This window comes from Parvularcula mediterranea, from assembly GCF_013085255.1.
GTDB classification, from domain to species: Bacteria; Pseudomonadota; Alphaproteobacteria; order Caulobacterales; family Parvularculaceae; genus Parvularcula; species Parvularcula mediterranea.
The window spans coordinates 240,954-258,069 of sequence record NZ_JABFCX010000003.1 but is presented as its reverse complement, the minus strand read 5'-3'; the positions used below and the strand labels follow the sequence as shown (position 1 = coordinate 258,069).

18 protein-coding genes are annotated in these 17,116 nt (G+C 63.5%); 9 read left to right on the top strand and 9 right to left on the bottom strand.

Features of this window, described 5'->3' with window-relative positions; all coding sequences use genetic code 11:
- Positions 1-1,503: an Asp-tRNA(Asn)/Glu-tRNA(Gln) amidotransferase subunit GatB gene (gene gatB / locus HK107_RS10110; protein ID WP_173199364.1), complete on the top strand. Its 1,503-nt coding sequence runs from the start codon at positions 1-3 to the stop codon at positions 1,501-1,503.
- A gap of 4 nt (positions 1,504-1,507) precedes the next feature.
- Positions 1,508-1,810 (top strand): hypothetical protein, encoded by a 303-nt coding sequence (locus HK107_RS10105; RefSeq protein ID WP_173199362.1) that lies wholly within the window; start codon positions 1,508-1,510, stop codon positions 1,808-1,810.
- Here HK107_RS10105 and HK107_RS10100 read toward each other — a convergent pair whose 3' ends face one another.
- The 5 genes from HK107_RS10100 to HK107_RS10080 all read right to left on the bottom strand — a co-directional run bounded on the left by HK107_RS10100 (position 1,811) and on the right by HK107_RS10080 (position 6,600).
- Positions 1,811-2,353, bottom strand: coding sequence for a hypothetical protein (locus tag HK107_RS10100; RefSeq protein ID WP_173199360.1), 543 nt, complete (start codon positions 2,351-2,353; stop codon positions 1,811-1,813). It abuts the gene before it with no gap.
- A gap of 36 nt (positions 2,354-2,389) precedes the next feature.
- Positions 2,390-3,208 (bottom strand): 16S rRNA (adenine(1518)-N(6)/adenine(1519)-N(6))-dimethyltransferase RsmA, encoded by an 819-nt coding sequence (gene rsmA / locus HK107_RS10095; RefSeq protein WP_173199358.1) that lies wholly within the window; start codon positions 3,206-3,208, stop codon positions 2,390-2,392.
- Positions 3,198-4,262, bottom strand: a complete 1,065-nt coding sequence (pdxA, locus tag HK107_RS10090) for a 4-hydroxythreonine-4-phosphate dehydrogenase PdxA (RefSeq protein WP_173199356.1) — start codon at positions 4,260-4,262, stop codon at positions 3,198-3,200. The genes rsmA and pdxA overlap by 11 nt, the downstream gene beginning before the upstream one ends.
- The gene (locus tag HK107_RS10085) at positions 4,262-5,536 is read right to left on the bottom strand and encodes a peptidylprolyl isomerase (RefSeq protein ID WP_269815628.1); all 1,275 of its coding nucleotides are present in this window, start codon (positions 5,534-5,536) and stop codon (positions 4,262-4,264) included. Before HK107_RS10085 ends, pdxA begins: the two co-directional genes overlap by 1 nt.
- Before the next feature lie 101 nt (positions 5,537-5,637).
- Positions 5,638-6,600 (bottom strand): NAD(P)H-quinone oxidoreductase, encoded by a 963-nt coding sequence (locus HK107_RS10080; RefSeq protein ID WP_173199352.1) that lies wholly within the window; start codon positions 6,598-6,600, stop codon positions 5,638-5,640.
- Positions 6,601-6,776: 176 nt separating this feature from the next.
- Here HK107_RS10080 and HK107_RS10075 point away from each other — a divergent pair, with 176 nt between their 5' ends.
- The 4 genes from HK107_RS10075 (at position 6,777) to HK107_RS10060 (ending at position 11,446) form a co-directional block, all read left to right on the top strand.
- Positions 6,777-8,567, top strand: a complete 1,791-nt coding sequence (locus HK107_RS10075) for an ATP-binding protein (protein ID WP_173199350.1) — start codon at positions 6,777-6,779, stop codon at positions 8,565-8,567.
- Positions 8,564-9,550 carry a substrate-binding domain-containing protein gene (locus HK107_RS10070; protein ID WP_173199348.1) on the top strand — a complete coding sequence of 329 codons (987 nt, stop codon included), beginning with the start codon at positions 8,564-8,566 and terminating at the stop codon, positions 9,548-9,550. The genes HK107_RS10075 and HK107_RS10070 overlap by 4 nt, the downstream gene beginning before the upstream one ends.
- A gap of 110 nt (positions 9,551-9,660) precedes the next feature.
- Positions 9,661-10,179 carry a DUF1465 family protein gene (locus HK107_RS10065; protein ID WP_198912387.1) on the top strand — a complete coding sequence of 173 codons (519 nt, stop codon included), beginning with the start codon at positions 9,661-9,663 and terminating at the stop codon, positions 10,177-10,179.
- Between the two features lie 82 nt (positions 10,180-10,261).
- Positions 10,262-11,446 carry an acyl-CoA dehydrogenase family protein gene (locus tag HK107_RS10060; protein ID WP_173199346.1) on the top strand — a complete coding sequence of 395 codons (1,185 nt, stop codon included), beginning with the start codon at positions 10,262-10,264 and terminating at the stop codon, positions 11,444-11,446.
- Between the two features lie 6 nt (positions 11,447-11,452).
- Here HK107_RS10060 and HK107_RS10055 read toward each other — a convergent pair whose 3' ends face one another.
- Both HK107_RS10055 and HK107_RS10050 read right to left on the bottom strand, forming a co-directional pair.
- The gene (locus tag HK107_RS10055) at positions 11,453-12,625 is read right to left on the bottom strand and encodes a TIGR03862 family flavoprotein (RefSeq protein WP_173199344.1); all 1,173 of its coding nucleotides are present in this window, start codon (positions 12,623-12,625) and stop codon (positions 11,453-11,455) included.
- A complete protein-coding gene (locus HK107_RS10050) occupies positions 12,622-12,987 on the bottom strand; it encodes a GIY-YIG nuclease family protein (protein WP_173199341.1) in 366 nt (121 codons plus the stop codon). Before HK107_RS10050 ends, HK107_RS10055 begins: the two co-directional genes overlap by 4 nt.
- A 106-nt stretch (positions 12,988-13,093) precedes the next feature.
- Between HK107_RS10050 and HK107_RS10045 the strand changes: the two genes are divergently transcribed.
- Both HK107_RS10045 and HK107_RS10040 read left to right on the top strand, forming a co-directional pair.
- Positions 13,094-14,227 carry an acyl-CoA dehydrogenase family protein gene (locus tag HK107_RS10045; protein ID WP_173199339.1) on the top strand — a complete coding sequence of 378 codons (1,134 nt, stop codon included), beginning with the start codon at positions 13,094-13,096 and terminating at the stop codon, positions 14,225-14,227.
- A gap of 77 nt (positions 14,228-14,304) precedes the next feature.
- Positions 14,305-14,685 carry a hypothetical protein gene (locus tag HK107_RS10040; RefSeq protein ID WP_173199337.1) on the top strand — a complete coding sequence of 127 codons (381 nt, stop codon included), beginning with the start codon at positions 14,305-14,307 and terminating at the stop codon, positions 14,683-14,685.
- A gap of 6 nt (positions 14,686-14,691) precedes the next feature.
- Here HK107_RS10040 and HK107_RS10035 read toward each other — a convergent pair whose 3' ends face one another.
- Positions 14,692-15,387, bottom strand: coding sequence for a DKNYY domain-containing protein (locus HK107_RS10035; protein ID WP_173199335.1), 696 nt, complete (start codon positions 15,385-15,387; stop codon positions 14,692-14,694).
- 153 nt (positions 15,388-15,540) lie between these two features.
- Positions 15,541-16,008 (bottom strand): M23 family metallopeptidase, encoded by a 468-nt coding sequence (locus HK107_RS10030; RefSeq protein WP_173199332.1) that lies wholly within the window; start codon positions 16,006-16,008, stop codon positions 15,541-15,543.
- 164 nt (positions 16,009-16,172) lie between these two features.
- On the opposite strand from HK107_RS10030, the gene HK107_RS10025 reads away from it, so the two are divergent.
- Positions 16,173-17,042, top strand: a complete 870-nt coding sequence (locus tag HK107_RS10025) for an ROK family protein (protein WP_173199330.1) — start codon at positions 16,173-16,175, stop codon at positions 17,040-17,042.
- Positions 17,043-17,116: the final 74 nt, after the last annotated feature.

Sequence of the window (17,116 nt, the reverse complement as noted above, 5' to 3'; positions counted from 1 at the left end):
ATGACCGAGAACAGAAACCTCCTCCGCGGCGAAACCGGCGACTGGGAAGTCGTGATCGGCCTCGAAGTCCACGCCCAGGTCGCCTCGAACTCCAAGCTCTTCTCCGGCGCGCCCGCCACCTACGGCGCTGGCCCGAACGAGAACGTGTCGCTCGTCGACGCGGCGATGCCGGGCATGCTGCCGGTCATCAACAAGTTCTGCGTGGAGCAGGCCATCAAGACGGGCCTCGGTCTCAACGCCAAGATCCACACATGGTCGCGGTTCGACCGGAAGAACTATTTCTACCCGGACCTTCCCCAAGGCTACCAGATTTCTCAGTACAAGGACCCGATCGTCGGCGAAGGCGAGATCGAGGTCGAGCTGGATGCTGAGCGCACGATCACCGTCGGTATCGAGCGCTTGCACCTTGAACAGGATGCGGGCAAGTCCGTACACGACCTCGCGCCGCGCGAGAGCCATGTGGACCTCAACCGCTCGGGCGTCGCGCTGATGGAGATCGTCTCCAAGCCCGAGATGCGTTCGGCGGAGGAGGCGTCGGCCTACTTCTCCAAGCTGCGGACGATCGTGCGGTATCTTGGCACCTGCGACGGCAATATGGACCAGGGCTCGATGCGCGCCGACGTCAACGTCTCGGTCTGCCGGGCGGGCAACTACGCCAAGTTCGTCGAGACAGGCGACTTCTCCTTCCTCGGCACACGGACGGAAACGAAGAACGTCAACTCGATCCGCTTCGTCCGCCAGGTTGTCGACTATGAAGCACGCCGCCAGATCCAGGTCCTCGAAGCAGGTGGCGAGATCGATCAGGAGACCCGCCTCTTCGACGTGAAGACCGGCGAGACCAAGACCATGCGCTCGAAAGAAGACGCGCATGATTACAGGTACTTCCCCGATCCTGACCTTCTACCGCTGACCTTCACCGACGAATATGTCGAGGAGATCCGCGCGAGCTTGCCAGAGCTTCCCGACGCCAAGAAGCATCGGTTCGTCTCGGAATACGGACTGTCCTCCTACGACGCAGCCGTGCTCGTCGCGGACAAGGACAAGTCGATCTACTTCGAAGACGTCGCCAAGGGCCGCGACGGCAAACTCGCGTCGAGTTGGGTGACGACGGAACTCTTCGGCCTGCTGAATAAAGAAGGCAAGGAGATCACCGAGTCGCCGATCTCCGCATCGCAGCTCGGTAGCCTGATCGACCTGATCCAGGACAAGACCATCTCCGGCAAGATCGCCAAGCAGATCTTCGAGTTCATGCTCGACGAAGACGCTGGCAAGGATCCCAAAGACATCGTCGAAGCCCGTGGCCTGAAGCAGGTCACCGACACCGGTGCCCTCGAAGCGGCGGCCGACAAGGTCATCGCGGAGAACCCGGACCAGGTTGCCAAGGTCAAGGACAAGCCGAAAGCGCTCGGCTGGTTCGTCGGCCAGGTGATGAAAGAGACCGGCGGCAAGGCGAACCCGCAGGCCGTCAACGCCATCCTCAAGCAGAAGCTCGGGGTCGAGTAAGCGTATGCGGACGATCGCGAAGATCGTCCGCGCATTCATGTACCTTGGCGTCGTTCAATGGGTCGTTTTCTCGACAGCCGTAGCTTTCTCGTGGGAAGACGGAACGCTGCCGGTCGGTTTGAAGGTTGCTATCTGCGCGGCTGGCGCAGTGTGCGCCCTCTTCTGGTTCTTCTTCGTCCGCTATGCGCCGCTTTGGGTCGTGTTCGGAGTCGCCGCTATGATAGGCTCGGTACCGGGGCTCTACTTCCTCGGGCACCAAGCGTCCTCACCCGAGGCGGAACACGCAAGCGATCCGCCTCAAGACTGATCAGTTCCCCGCCTTCATCATCGCGACGAGGGTTTCGGCAACACGCATGGCAGGCTCCTCATCGAGGGCGCCAGATTTCGCGGCGTCCATCAGGCCTTCGGCAACCGCGAGCATCAGCCTGTCATGCTCAATGGCAAGGAACTGCTCGGTCGTCAGATAGCTGATCGTCACCACATGTCCGTTGCCTATCACGCCTTCGGCGGGGGGCAGGGAAGCCGTGGCGAACCGAGGGCCTTTGGCCGCAGCTGGCGCAGGCGCGCCGGGTGCCGCGATCTCGAACGCCTCGTTCTCACGCGTACGGATAAAGCCAGCGATGTCCGCTTCGATCCGGGTGAGGAGCTTCTTCTGAAGCGCTTCATTGTCGATCTCGGCGCGCGCGAAGACGTCGAGGATCTCCGACATCATGGCGACCATCAGGTCGTGGGCGCGGTGGTCCTGCACTTCCGCCTTACTGGCGGCAGTCGGCGCGGGTTGCGCAAGGACAGGGGCGGCGAAGGCTGCGCTGAGGAGGAGGGCGGTGAGGGCAGTTTTGGCTTTGGTCATGGTCTTCTCCAGTGTCTCGGGGAAGGCCAGCTGCCATCAGCGCTCCGCGAGCCGTTTCGCCAGCGCGCGATAGCTCTCGACACTGAGCATTTCCGCTCTGGCCGTTGGGCTCAAGCCTTCCTGCTCTAGGACTTCGCTGACATCGCCGGAAAAGATACTCTTGAGGCTCTGGCGCAGCATCTTCCGCCTCTGGCCAAAGGCTGCCTCGGTCACCCGCTCGAGCTCTTTGAGGTTCTCAGGGCGGCCATCATTCTCGAAGATCAATACCGAGCTGTCGACCTTGGGCGGCGGCGTAAATGCCCGTGCAGGCAGGTGAAATCCGAGCCGAGGCTTACTCGCCGCCTGCGCAATCACCGATAGGCGGCCATAGGTCTTGCTGCCGGGCTCAGCCAGGATCCGGTCGCCGACTTCCTTCTGGAACATGAGCACCAGCCGCCGCCAGAAGCGCGGCTCGACGGTCAGCCATTTGATCAAGAGCTCGGTCGAGATGTTGTAGGGCAGGTTCGAGGCGATCACGACATCGTCACCGACCAGCGCCCGGTCGTCAGCCTTCAGAGCGTCCGCCTCTTCCCACTTGAGGCGCCCGGTCGCGTCCGCCAGTTCTTCAAGCACGGGGGCAATACGCCGGTCACGCTCAATGGCAAAAACATCCGCACCCGTCTCAAGGAGAGCGCGGGTGAGGCCACCGGGGCCAGGGCCAATCTCGAGGATCGTGTTACCCTCACCAGCCTCACAGAAGCCAGCGATCTTCCGTGTCAGGTTCAAATCGAGAAGGAAATGCTGGCCCAGCCCTTTCTTCGCGGCGAGGCCATGCTCGGCAATCGTCTCGCGCAGGGGCGGCAGGTCATCCAGCATGAAGGGCTCGCGAATAGGCCATGCGCGCTGCCATCAGGATCGCCGCCGACGTGCTGTCCGCACGGGCGACGCCCTTTCCTGCGATCTGGAGCGCAGTACCGTGATCGGGACTTGTACGGACGATGGGCAAACCAAGGGTGACGTTGACCGCGTCGTGGAAGGCGACGGTCTTGATCGGGATCAGCGCCTGGTCATGGTACATGGCGATGGCGGCGTGGTACTGCGCACGCGCCTCTGCGTGGAACATGGTGTCAGCGGGCCACGGTCCGGTTGCATCAATGTTCTGGGAACGGAGGGCTTGGATGGCAGGGGCGATGGTCTCCTGCTCTTCCATACCCATGAGCCCGCCTTCGCCTGCATGAGGATTGAGCCCTGCGATGGCGAGGCGAGGTGCCTGAATGCCGAAATCGTAGGACAGGCTGCGCGCGACGATCGTCCCGATGCGGACAAGCTCATCGGCTTTGAGCGACGCAGGCACGTCCTTGAGGGCCCGATGCACCGTCGCCGGCACCGTCCGGAAGTCACCTGCAGCCAGCATCATCACCGGCCCCCTCGGCATTCCTGCCGGAAGATCGGCTTCAGCGGTCAACTCACCGAGAAATTCCGTATGCCCGGGGTGAGGGAAGCCTGCTTCGGAGAGAACCGACTTCTGGATCGGCAGCGTCACGACACCGCCTGCGGAGCCTTCCAGCGCCAGTTCAACAGCCTGCCTGATCGATCCTGTGACCGCAGCTGCCGTGGCTGCGCTGGGCTGGCCGGGTGTGACATGGGCCAGAGACGCAGGGTCGATACCGCGCAGAGGCAGCACGGGCAGCCCTTGGGAGAACGCATCCCGCGCGCCCGCAGGGTCTTCAATCGTCGTCACCCGGAAGGGTGCACGGATCTCCCGTACGATCCGCGCAACCCGCGCGGGATCGTCGATCAGGAAAAAGACGGGGGCTGATGATCCGGCTTGCGAGAGCTGCGCATAAGACTTGAGCAGCACTTCAGTGCCAATACCCGCAGGCTCCCCCATGCTCACAGCGAGGGGGAGGGTAGCGGCCTCGTCAGCCATCAGGAGTCCTGCGCCGGTGCTTCTTCAAAGAGGCGGATGTCGACGTCCGCATCGCGCTCCACGTCACGCAGGTAGCGGCGCGCAAGGAGGTTGAACTGGTCCGCTTCGAGCTGGCTCTCCACCATACGGCGGCGCGGAAGGCCGAGGCCTTCATCCATCTCGCAAACATAGACACGGTGATAGTACTGCCCGCTCTCCATCATCTCCGAGGTATCACCACGGCGCAGGCCAAGGACCTGGTCCTGGAAGTCAGGACGGATCTGGGCGATCGGGATCATGGGGAGGAGTTCGACCCCGATGCCTTTGCCAAGATCCGTACTCAGACCATCGGCGTTGCAGGCATTGGTGACGGGGAGCTGGCCAAGGCGCTCCTCGGCTTCCTCGCGGGGGTACTCGCTCTTCGGAACGGCGGCATAGGCGAGCTCGTAGGACGGGTCGCCTTTCTCTGCCGCGGCGCGTTTCTGGCGCATGGCGACGAGCTTGATCATCTCGCCATCCTCGACCTCGATCGGGGTCGACACGTTACCGTTGGCAAGCTGCTCCACCACTTCGGCGACAGGCTCAGCCAGCTGCGGCGCGCGCATCCAGCCAAGGTCACCACCGCGGGCAGCGGATGGGCAGACGGAAAATTGCTGCGCGAGCGCCTGGAAGGGGACGCCCTGCTGCATCTGACCGAGCATCTGCATGCCGATCGAGTAGATGCGGTCTTTCTGTTCTTCGCTCTCCACTGGCAGGCAGATCTCGGAGAGCAGGTACTGCTCGGCCTGAGTTTCCGCGCGCATGTCGTCGAGCATGGTGTCGACTTCGCCCTCGGTGATCGAGACGCGGCTGCCAAAGCGGCCGCGGACGAGGGTCTGCCAGGCATTGTCGACGCGGATCTTGTCGCGGAGCTTTTCGATGGCGATGCCAGCCTGCGCGAGATCGCGGGTCAGGCTTTCGATCGTGCCGCCACCGCCAGCAGCGATTCGGGCGAGTTCCTGGTTCACTTCGGCGTCGGAGACGTTGACCTCGAACGAAGCCGTTTCCTGGCGCTTCAGCTCTTCTTCGATGAGGTCGCGAAGGGCCTGCTCCTGAAATTGACGCTCGGCGCCTTCGGGCATGCGGCCACCCGACGTCACCAGAAGAAGGCGCACGCGCTGCTGCACGTCGAAGGTCGAGATAGGCGTGTCATTGACCGTCGCGGCGATGCCGGTGCCGACAATGTTCTGGGCCATGGCCCCTTGGCTAGCCGTAAGGGCTGCGACTGAAATCAGAAGCGTCTTGAACGCGCGCATCGATACCCCGCCTGACATCGTTTGGAGACCCAGTTCCTTAGAGGCTACCGGTCGTCCCGTGAACCTTTGCCGCGTGAAAAGAGATACAGAAGCACGCCGCGTCAATCCCGAAGAAGAACAGCCTTTCCAACGAGGCTACCCGTCTGCATCGCCTGATGCGCTTCTTCGGCCTCTGCCAGTGCAACTTCGAGGCCGATTTGGGGCTTCAGCTTGCCCGCCATGACCAGCGGGAACAGATTGCCTTCGACTTCTCCGCGGAGGCGGGCTTTCTCCGCCGCCGAGCGCGCCCGGAGGGTGGAGCCGGTGATCGTGAGCCGCCGGCGCATTACGTCCATAATGGGGAACTCGCCCGTCATACCGCCAAGGAAGGCAATCGAGACATGACGACCGCCATCGCGCAGCATGGCGAGGTTCCTCGGGACATAGTCACCGCCCACCATGTCGAGCACGACATCGCAGCCGCCTTCGCTCCGCATCGCTGCGGACCAGTCTTCCTCGCGATAGTTCCAGACATTGGTGAACCCCAGCGCTTCGGCGGCTTCGGCCTTCTCCGAAGAGCCTGCAGTGCCGAAGACCTCGTGGCCAAGGGCAGAAGCGATGCCCGCAGCCATGGTGCCGATTCCTGAGGTCGCGCCGTGAACGAACAGACGCTCGCCTTTCGACAGACGGCCATCCTCAAAGACATTCGCCCAAACCGTAAAAGCCGTCTCAGGCATGGCGGCGGCTTCCGCGAAGCTGAGCGGCTCGGGCATCGTCATGACCGATCCCTCGTCTGCAATGGCCGCGCTCGCGTAACCGCCGCCGGGGAGGAGCGCCATGACCCGGTCGCCCTCGGCAAAGCGGGTGACTTCGGACCCCACGGCCCGGATAGTGCCGGCGACCTCGAGGCCGAGCGACTGGGGCGCACCCTCTGGCGGAGGATAGAGACCCGCCCGCTGGAGAAGATCGGGACGGTTCACGCCTGAGGCCTGCACATCGATCAGGACTTCAAGGGGAGAAAGCTCGGGCAGCGAAATCTCCTGACGGACAAGTGCCCCGTCAGAAACGAAAATAGCGTGGTCCATCACAATGTTGCCTCAACTTCCGAAGGGTTCTTTTCGCACTCTAGCAAGCTTTCCAAGCGATACTGAAGGGCAGGTCGGGAAGTGCGTCCCCTGTTTGCGGGACAGCGAAAAGGGCAATTCGGTCAATGGGTTTAATGGGCGACGATTGGCGCCGGGTGTTCTCTTGGCGGTACAGGATGGCTCTCGTCATCCTGGCCGCCCTGTGGAGCGTGTCGGCAGCAACGCTCTACTGGACCGTCTCCTCCGAACGCCAGCGCGCCGAAGTGATCGCCATGGCTGCGGAGCAGGCGACCCTGTCCCAGCGCATCGCTTTCCTGACGAGCCAGCTCGATCCAGAGGCGGCCACCTGCAACAGTCCCGCGATCTGCGATGATCTTCTCCAGGCGGCAGAGAGGCTCGATGCCAACCACGCGCTGCTCTCGGGCCAGTCCGACCAACCTATGGGCCTTGGCAGATTCATCCGGTCCCTCGCACCGCTTTACGACGCAGGGAGCCAGACCTTCCGCGACGAGGTACAGGATTTCGCCGATGCTGCGTGCAGGCTGGCCCGCGACGCGCTCGCACCGGGAACAGACAGAAGCGCACTGATCTACCGCATACGGAACGGTGGCAACACGACGATGATGCAGGGACACGGCCTTCTGGTCGAGGTCCTCGAGGCCGATGCAAAGCGGGCGATCGAGCTAGCGCGCAACGTCACGGTGCTGAGCTGGCTCCTGACCATAGCCATGGTGATCGGCGTCTCGGCACGGATCTTCCGTCCGATGGCGGAGAAATTGGGCGCCGCCATGAACCAGATGGAAGCGGCGAGGGCCGAGGCCGAAGTCGCAGCGCTCGAGGCCGCCAAAGCCAACAAGGCCCGCGGCGAGTTCCTCAAGACCGCCTCCCATGAGCTCAAGACACCGCTCAACGCGATCATGGGCCTCGCCGAGGTCATCCGCGAGGACCGCGGCGCTGCCGACCGCCTCCTCAAGGAGATGGCCCATGCAAGCGATCACCTGTTGGTCATGCTCAACACGATCCTCGATACCCACAGGCTCGATGAGGGCAGGCTCGACCTTCACCCCACGCCGACGCCGCTCGCAGAATGCCTGCGGGATGCCTCGGAGATCGGGCATGATCTCGCGGTCAGAAAGTCGCTCGGCTTCACCGCAGCGATCGACGTGCCTGACGATTTCATCGCGGAGGTCGACGCAGGGCGACTGGCGCAGATCTGCCTCAACCTCCTCGACAACGCTGTCCGGTACACAAGCAAAGGCGACGTCAGCTTCGCCGCGAGCCTCAAGGAAGGCCCTCTCGGCCACCGCCTCACCCTGACGGTCGAAGACACCGGTATCGGCATCTCCAAGCAGCGCCTGACCAAGCTCTTCACCCGCTTTGAGAGCGCACCCTCCGCACCCGGATCATCAGGGTTCGGCCTTGGCCTCGCTCTCGTGAAGACCCTCGTCACGCGTCACGGCGGAGACATCAGCGTCGCCTCGAAGCTGGGCGAGGGCACCCGCATCACGCTGGAGCTCAACATGCCCCGCGCGGTCCTCGCCCCCAACGCAGGCACACTGGACGGTGACGTCAGTGTCCTGATCGTCGACGATAACCAGCCAAACCGTCTCGTGGCCGAGGCCATGATGGCCATGCTCGGAACGTCCTCGGACCTTACCGAAGACGGGCAGCAGGCCGTCGCCTGCGCCATGAAGAAACGCTACGACCTCATCCTCATGGATATCGCGATGCCGGTCATGGACGGCGTCGAGGCCACCGAAGCCATCAGGCGCGAGGACGGCCCCAACAAAGCCACCCCGATCGTGGCGGTCACCGCCCATGTCGCCCCTGAGGATGTGGGCGACTACCTCAACAAGGGCTTCCAGGCGGTGATCCATAAGCCGATCCGCAAGGCGTTGATGGCGGACGTCTACGACCGCTACGTCAGGAAGACGGGCGAGGAAGAGAAGGAGGAGGCCAAGGCATGATCAGAAGTCTGACTGCGCTCATCCTGCTCATCGCTGGGACATCGTCGGCGCAAGAGCTGCGCATCTCCGGGTCCTCGACCGCTGCGCCGCTCATTGCCGACGCCATGCTGGAAGAGGCCCTCGACGGGGTCGACCTCGACCCCACCGGCACCCTCGAAGGCTTCCGCGAGCTCTGCGACGAGCGATCCGCAGGCGTGATCGGTGCGTCCCGCAAGATCAACGAGATGGAGATCGACCTCTGCGCCCGGAACGGGATGGGCGACCTCCTCGAAATCCCCATCGGCATGGACGGCCTCGTCGTCGCGACGGGTCGCAGGATGCGTGGGTTCCAGGTGGACCTCCTCGAGCTCTACCTCGCGGCGGCGGCCCAGATTCCCCTCGATGAGACCTGCGTCCTCGTCCCGAACCCGAACACGAGCTGGCGCGACGTCGACCCGAGCAACCCCAATCGGCCGATCAGGATTTTCGGTCCTCCAGCAAGTTCGGCCACCCGCGGCATCTTCATCGACCGGGCCCTTGCGCGGGGCGCGCGCCAGATCGACTGCCTCGAAGAGCTTGAACGTCAGGACCCGGCAGCCTTCGAGCGCGCGATCATGCCGAGGCACGACCGGGTCTGGCTCGATGCGGGAGAGAATGACGAAGCCATCGCCTTTGCTCTCAGCCGCGTCGATGATGCGGTCGGCATCTTCGGCTGGCGCGCTTTTCAGGGACAGCCTGGCCTCCATGCGTTGCCGATCGCCGGCGTTGCACCGAATGAGCGCAGCATTCTCGACCGCAGCTATCCGCTGTCGCGGCCGCTCTTTGTCTATGCCTCGCCCGAGGCCATGAGAGAGCCCTCGGTCCGCCGTCTCGTTAAGCGTCTCGGCGCTTCCGAAGAGGCGGCGAGGGTACGCGTCTACGGCACGCCAGGCCCGGACGGAGAACCCCAGCCGATCTCCAAAGTGACCGAAAAGAAACGGATTTACGGCGGCCAGAACCGCTGATCCCTCTTTTCTGGCGCGGATGTTGCTCATTCTCCGCTATCGTTTCATGCTCGATCGCCTATTGGGGGGCGAGGCACGGAGCGCCGACGATAGCGACGAAGGGATCAGGCGTGAGTACCGACAACATCCATACGATTACCGGGGAACAGGGCGGCGACGGCGTGATGGCGTTTGTCGGCTCGAAAATGTTCAACAACCTGTTCGCCAGCGGCATGGAACTCGTCGAGGAGACCGCGCTCTACCTCGATGAGGACGGCAAGTCCGCCGCCCGCACGCTGCCCCGCGAGGCCGCGCTCGCCTATGCCGGCCTTTCGATGCGCCTCACCACCCGCCTGATGCAGATCGCTTCGTGGCTCCTCGTCCTGCGCGCTCTGCGTGATGGCGAGATGACTGCCGAGGAAGCGTCGCAGGAGAAGTACCGGATCGGCGGCAATGAAGGCGGCGCTCTCGCGCGTAACCTGACCGCAGGCCTGCCCGAGCGGATGCTGGCCCTCGTTGAGGACACCGACACGCTCTACAGCCGAATCACCCGTCTCGACCGCGAGATCTTCTCGCCCGAAGAGGCCCGCGAAGTGGAAGGCGACGCTGCCGGACAGCTCGCCGCCCTGAGGTCAGCCTTCCCAGGCTGACGCACCCTCCGCCGCATGGCCAGCGGCGCCCAGTCATGCTTATCTCTTCGCAAACGAGAAAATCCCTTGCGAGGAGACACCCATGACCGACCTCGAACAGTTCCGCAGCGAAACGCGCGCCTGGCTCGAAGAGAACTGCCCGCCCACCATGCGCGGCGAATACTCCGCCGACAAAGCCTGCTGGGGCGGCAAGCGCTGGGAATTCAAAAACCCTGAGCAGAAGCTCTGGCTCGACCGCATGGCCGATCGAGGCTGGACTGTCCCGACCTGGCCCAAGGAGTATGGCGGCGGCGGCCTCTCCAAGGACGAAGCAGAGATCCTCAGTGAAGAGATGAAGCGCATCAAAGCGTTTCCTCCGCATGAGAACTTCGGCATCTCCATGCTTGGCCCGGCACTCCTGAAGTTCGGTACCCATGAGCAAAAAGAGCGCTTCCTGAAGCCCATTGCACGCGGCGAAATCCGCTGGTGTCAGGGTTATTCCGAACCCGGATCAGGCTCCGACCTCGCCTCCATCAAGACGAAGGCCGAGGACAAGGGCGACCACTGGCTCGTCAACGGCCAGAAGGTCTGGACCTCCTATGCGGATCAAGCCGACTGGATCTTCTGCTTGACGCGTACGGACAATTCAGGTCCGAAGCACCAGGGCATCACCTTCATGCTGATCAACATGGAGAACGAAGGCGTCTCGACTAAGCCGATCAAGCTCATCTCAGGCCGCTCGCCCTTCTGCGAGACCTTCTTCGACGATGTGAAGGTCAAGAAGGACGATGACGAAGTCGTCGGCAAGATCGGCGAAGGCTGGCGCGTCGCGACCTACCTCCTGACCCACGAGCGCGAGATGATCTCCGGCATGTTCGGCGGCGCAGCGACCCGCTTCGTCGGCCAGATCGCAGCGCAGGAGATGGGCACGGACGAAAAGGGCCGGATCGAAGACCCAATGCTCCGTGCACGGGCGACCCAGGCCGACCTTGACGGATGGGCCTTCCTGACCCTGATGCGCGCCGTGAAGGACCGCTCAGAAGCTGGCGAAAGCCTCGGCGCGGAAAGCTCCGCCCTGAAATACTACGGCACCGAGCTCAACAAGCGCCGCTACGAGCTGATGATGGACATCGGCGGCTCGGATGAACTCGAATGGGAGACCGACCGCAACGATGACGGCGACCGCGCACGGAGCTGGCTCCGCACCCGCGCCAACTCCATCGAAGGCGGCACGAGCGAGATCCAGCTGAACATCATCTCCAAGCGGATCCTCGAACTGCCGAGCTAAAGCGCACTAGGGCAGGGCAGCGTTCTGCCCTGCCGCCCACCCGGTCGCCTTGCACGCCGTCAGGAGATAGCCGCCCGTCGGCGCGTCCCAGTCGATCATCTCACCTGCGCAGAAAACGCCGCGATGCGCCTTCAACTCGAGGCCATCGCTCAGCTCAGTCCACGGAACACCGCCTGCTGTGGAGATCGCTTCATCGAGCGGCACCGGGCCATCGACGCGCAAGGGCAGGGCCTTGATCCCCGCGGCGAGCCGCCCCGCGTCCCGTAGCTCCTCTGGCGACAGTGCCTCCCTCAAAAGACCGGCCTTCACACCCTGCAACCGAGCGCCTTTGCGCAGGCGGTTGGAGAGGGATTGCTTTGGTTTCTGCACTGAGAGCTTAGCCGCAAGCTTCGCTTCCGAGACGTCCGGCAAGAGATCGACCGTCAGCGTCCCGCCTCCCAAGAGATACTTCGTCAGCGGATAGATCCCGCCGCTTTCAAGGCCCCGCTTGGTGATCACAGCCTCGCCCCGATTGCTCTCGCCTCCAGCAGAAAAGCGGACATTCTTGAGCGCTTCGCCCTCGAACCGGTCTCGGAAATGCTCGCTCCAGCCGATCAGGACGCCTGCATTCGACGCGCGGAAAGGCGCTGTCTCCAGCCCCTGCGAAGAGAACTGCTCCGTCCACGCACCGTCGCTACCGAGCCTGCGCCAGCTCCCGCCACCACAAGCGAGTATGAGGCGATCGGCCTCAACGGAAATCTCGCCATCAGGGCCTTCGAACTGCACAGTCGTCCCGCCGTCCCAGCCTGACCAACGATGCTTGAGCCGCACCACAGCGCCCCGCTCTTCAAGCCGCGCAAGCCAGCGGCGCAGGAGCGGCGAAGCCTTCATCTGCAGCGGAAAAACCCGTCCCGAGGATCCGACGGCCTCCTCAATCCCAAGTCCGGCCATCCACTCACGGACAGCTTCCGAGCCCCCATACGCCGCAACGATCTCCCGCAACAGGGGCGCGTCATACCGCGCCAGAAACTGCTGCGCCTCCTCCGTATGCGTAATATTGAGTCCGCTCTTCCCAGCCATCAGGAACTTCCGCGCAAGGCTCGGCATCTGGTCATAGACCGACACCTCCGCCCCGCGAGCGGACGCAGCCTCCGCCGCCATCAGGCCCGCAGGGCCACCGCCGATCACGGCGACCTTCATGTCTCCTCTCCGGGCAGGGGCGAGGAGAGGTCCTTCCACTCCGGGTTCTCCGCCTCGATCAGCGCGATGAGCTGCGGAAGGGCCCACGCCCGGAGCCGCTTCATCCGCGCAATCGCCGTGTAGCGATCCGCAAATCGTTCGGTCAGGACGAGGATCGGCGTCCTGTGCCGGATCACCGGAGAGATCAGCTGTCGATGCCGGAACACCCGCGCATCCACGTCCTTGGCCATGGAGATCGAATAGCGCGCGCGGGTCTCATCGGTCAGGACATAGACGACCCACGGCACCGCGCCGGGCGGCACCTTGATGGCGCGGTCGGGCAGGGGGTCAGTGACCCGGGCATATCGTCTTGGCTTCGGCACTCCTCCAGAAAGCGGCGATTGGCACAGATGTCCACCGCGCGCCTTGGCTCAGGCCGCGCAGTCGGGCAGGGTGCAAGCAAAACGATAACCATTCAGGAGACGCCCAATGCCCCTGGTGCTGAACGACGAGCAGCAGATGCTGCAGGAAACCGCCGCAGGTTTCGCCGACGAGAAGTCCCCCATTTCCGAACTCCGCCGCCTGCGTGACGAAGACGTCGCCGACGGCTTCCACCGCGACCTCTGGTCCCAGATGGCCGAGCTTGGCCTCGCCGGTGTCCTCGTGCCTGAGGAGCACGGCGGCGCAGGCTTTGGCCATGTCGGCGCTGGCCTCATCGCGCAGGAGATGGGCCGCACGCTGGCCGCGTCGCCCTTCATCGCCACCTCGATGATGGCTGCAACGGCGCTCTCGCGCCTCGGCTCCGATGATCAGAAGGCGGAGCACCTGCCCAAGATCGCCGCTGGTGAGAGCGTCTTCGCTATCGCCTCGGACGAAGCGCGCAAGCACACCCCGAACCACGTCTCCATGAAGGCCGAGCGCTCGGGCAATGGCTTCAAGCTCTCCGGCGAGAAGGCCTTTGTTGCGGAAGGCTACGCCGCCGACCAGCTCATCGTCGCGGCCCGCACGGCTGGCGCTGATGATGAGAAGGAAGGCATCACACTCTTCCTCGTCGATGCGTCGAAGGCTGAAAAAGACCGCATGAAGACGATCGACAGCCGCGGCTTCGCGCGCATCAAGCTCGACGGTGTCGAGGTCGATGGCGACGCGGTCCTCGGCCAGGTGGATCAGGGCCTCGCGGCGCTCGAAACCATCCTCGACGCAGGGCGCGCAGGTCTCGCTGCGGAAATGGTGGGCAGCTCCGAAGGCGCCTTTGCCATGACCCTCGACTACCTCAAACAGCGCAAGCAGTTCGGCACCGAGATCGGCCGCTTCCAGGCGCTCCAGCATCGTGCAGCTCATCTTTATACGGAGATTGAACTCTCCAAGGCCGTGATGCTGCAGGCCCTTGTGGAACTCGACGCCAACCCCGAAGGCGCCGCCGCCTCGGTCAGCCTCGCCAAGGCCAAGATCGCCCAGGTCTCCCGCCTCGCCACCAACGAAGCCGTCCAGATGCACGGCGGCATCGGCATGACCGACGAATATGACGTAGGCTTCTTCATGAAACGCGTCCGCGTTGCCGGAGAGCTCTACGGCGACCAGGACTACCACATGGGCAAGCTCGCGGAGCTGATGGGGTATTGATGCGAGTCGGGTCTGTTCTCGCCGCACTCACGCTGTGCGCATGCGCAACCAGTGGCGAGGACAGGCCAGCGCTATCCGTGTACGAAGCGGCGATCGGTGCTGAGGAAGGCCGTCTGCCCATAGGTCTCAATGTTCAAGGTTATCTCACCTGCGGCTATCATCACGTCGCTGTCGCAACATCGCCGAACATCGGAGAGCTCCTCGCTCAGGCAAATTTTCAGGCAGAGTCCGAAGCCCTACAACTCAGGTTCATTCAGGAAAGAGACCGACACACCATTCCTCTGAGCGGACTACGCTCCGGTGAAGACATGCCCGATTTCGCAGAAGGGACGCTGGTTCGGGCCATGGGCGTGGAGGTCGTGCTGTGCGAGCATGCGCCAGATGCTCAGATCTGTAAGAGGATCATCGGCGACAAATTCATCATCGCCGATAAGGTCGAAGTTGTCCGCAGCCCGTAGCCGAGCTTACTCCGAACACGCCATTTCATACTGCGACTGGAAACACCCGTCTGCGTCGCGGCCGTAGAGCTTGCCTTCGGGGACGTAGAACGTCGCCACGTCAGCGCCTTCCACGACCTGATTGCGCCAGTAAACCCTGACGCTGTCCTTGCTATAAGACCCGCCGAGCCGTTCGAACGTGGACCTGTCCTCCAGAGGGATCTTGAGGCTCCCCGCAAAGGCGCAAAGGTCATCGACCGCAAACGGGTGCACCCCGACGTCGAGCACCCGCACCGACGCTGGATCGCAAAGCTCAAAAGGTGACTGTCCGTAGAACCCGTATCTGCGATCAGCGGTGTAGGTATCTTCGAGGATCCGGAAGCTCTCCGCATGCGCCTCTTCGAGAAGGTGGGTCCTGAACCAGACGGTCGTCCCGTCCTTGGCATAGCGCTTGTTCAGCGCGCCGAAGGTCGCCTGATCGACATCGCCAACCCGCTCGCCTTCATAGAAGGCGCTGGTCTTGTCACTCGCCCAGACCTTGAACCGCTCAACCCGGAAGCTCTCGGGATCCGCATCCAGAGGCCGCTCAACCCGGCTGATGGTCATGAAGGCCGTGCTGCCTGAATACTCCGCCCAGAAGACCTGACCGTCCTCGACAAGATAGCCCGTCGGGCCACCGCAGGCTGTGAGAAGGAGGAAGGGAAGCAGGAGGAGAGCGCGCATACAAGAAATCTGCGCGGCCGATGAAGCCTTGTCCAGTCCGGCGGCCGTGGCGGCAGCTGGCTTTGCAAGCTGCCCTACGACAAAGACCACCCCGTCCCGGCGAGGGAAGGACGGGAGGGAGCCGGGACAGGGCAGTCTTGTCTGAAACTCTGTCTACTGAGCGCTAGCGAGGGCGATCTCTTCGATCGTGACCTTGACCTTCTTGGTGTCGATCACCTCAAGAGGCGCGATCTTCGCCTCACCGACCTTCATCGCAAAACGAAGCTCGGAGGCGTCAGAGCCCTTCTCGCCGATCCAGCCGATGGTCCGACCACGGCGCACATCCTCACCACGGGCAGCGCTGACATGGGAGAGCTGGGCATAGACCGTCCGCATACCGCCGCCATGGTCCATGACAAGGGTGCGGGTGCCGTCCTTGGCCTTCTTCACACTGATCACCTTGCCGGTCATCGAGGCGAGGACACGCTTGGGACCCTTGGCTTCGAGCGTGACGCCGTCAGAGGACACGGACGCCTTCACTGCACCATTGAGGGGCAGGGCGTAATTGTCGCTCGATGCGGAAACACAGGCGGAGGTGCCGAAAAGGACGGCGATGATCATGGCAGCGCGATGAAAAGACATGTGTCTCTCCCAAATCTTGCGCCCCGAACCCGCCTTAAAGGTGCCATAGTGTCTCCTGCCGAGGCGTTACAACGTTCATTCAATTTGCTGCTAATTTGCGCCAAATCGCTTCGGGCGGCGAAAAGCTGAGGAAATACCCGGCTGAAACGGACGGAAGAAATTTCATGACCAAGCCGATTTTGGCCGGAATCGATGCTGGCGGCACAAGCTTCAAGCTCGGCATAGCAGGCCCAGATGGCAGCATCCTGGACCGGGCGAGGGTGCCGACAACCACACCCGCCGCCACAATCGAGGCAAGTGTGGCAGCCCTGCGAAAGCTCGCGGAGGAGGCAGGCGGCAAGATCGAAGCGCTAGGCATCGCCAGCTTCGGCCCGGTGGATGTCGATCCGGCCAGCCAAAGCTACGGCACGATACTCGCGACCCCGAAGGAAGGCTGGTCCGGCACACCGCTTCTTACGCAGCTGAGCCAAGCCCTCAGCGTCCCGGCTGCCCTCGACACCGACGTCAATGCCGCCCTTATCGCGGAGCTTGCGGAGGAGGGTCTCAGCCGCGCCGCCTACATCACCGTAGGCACAGGCATCGGCGTCGGCATGATTGCAGCTGGCCAGCTCGCAGGCCGCCCCTCGCACCCGGAACTTGGCCATGTCCGCGTTGCGCGTTTCCCCGGCGACGAAACCTTCGAGGGCGTCTGCCCCTTCCATGGCGACTGCCTCGAAGGGCTCGCCTCAGCCCCGGCGCTCATCAAGCGCTTCGGACCGCTGGAGAAGCTGCCGCAGCACCACCAAGCCTGGCGCCTCGCGGGCCACTATCTCGGCCAGCTCTGCCTCACCCTCGCCAGCACGGCACGGCTTCAGCGGATCACCATCGGCGGAGGCGTGTCCGAGGCCCCTGCGCTGGTGCCGGAGGTCGCGCGAGCCTTCGAGGCCCTCAACAATGGCTACCTCCCCGAAGCCACCGCGAACCTCATCAAGAAAGCCGCCCTTGGCGAGGACGCAGGCCTCAAGGGCGCGCTCCTCCTCGCCGCCCGGGCCTAATCACGCAGGTTTTCTCAGGATCAGCCTTCCCTCAGGCCCCGGCCATGCGCTCTAACGGCGGCAAAGAGAGAGGG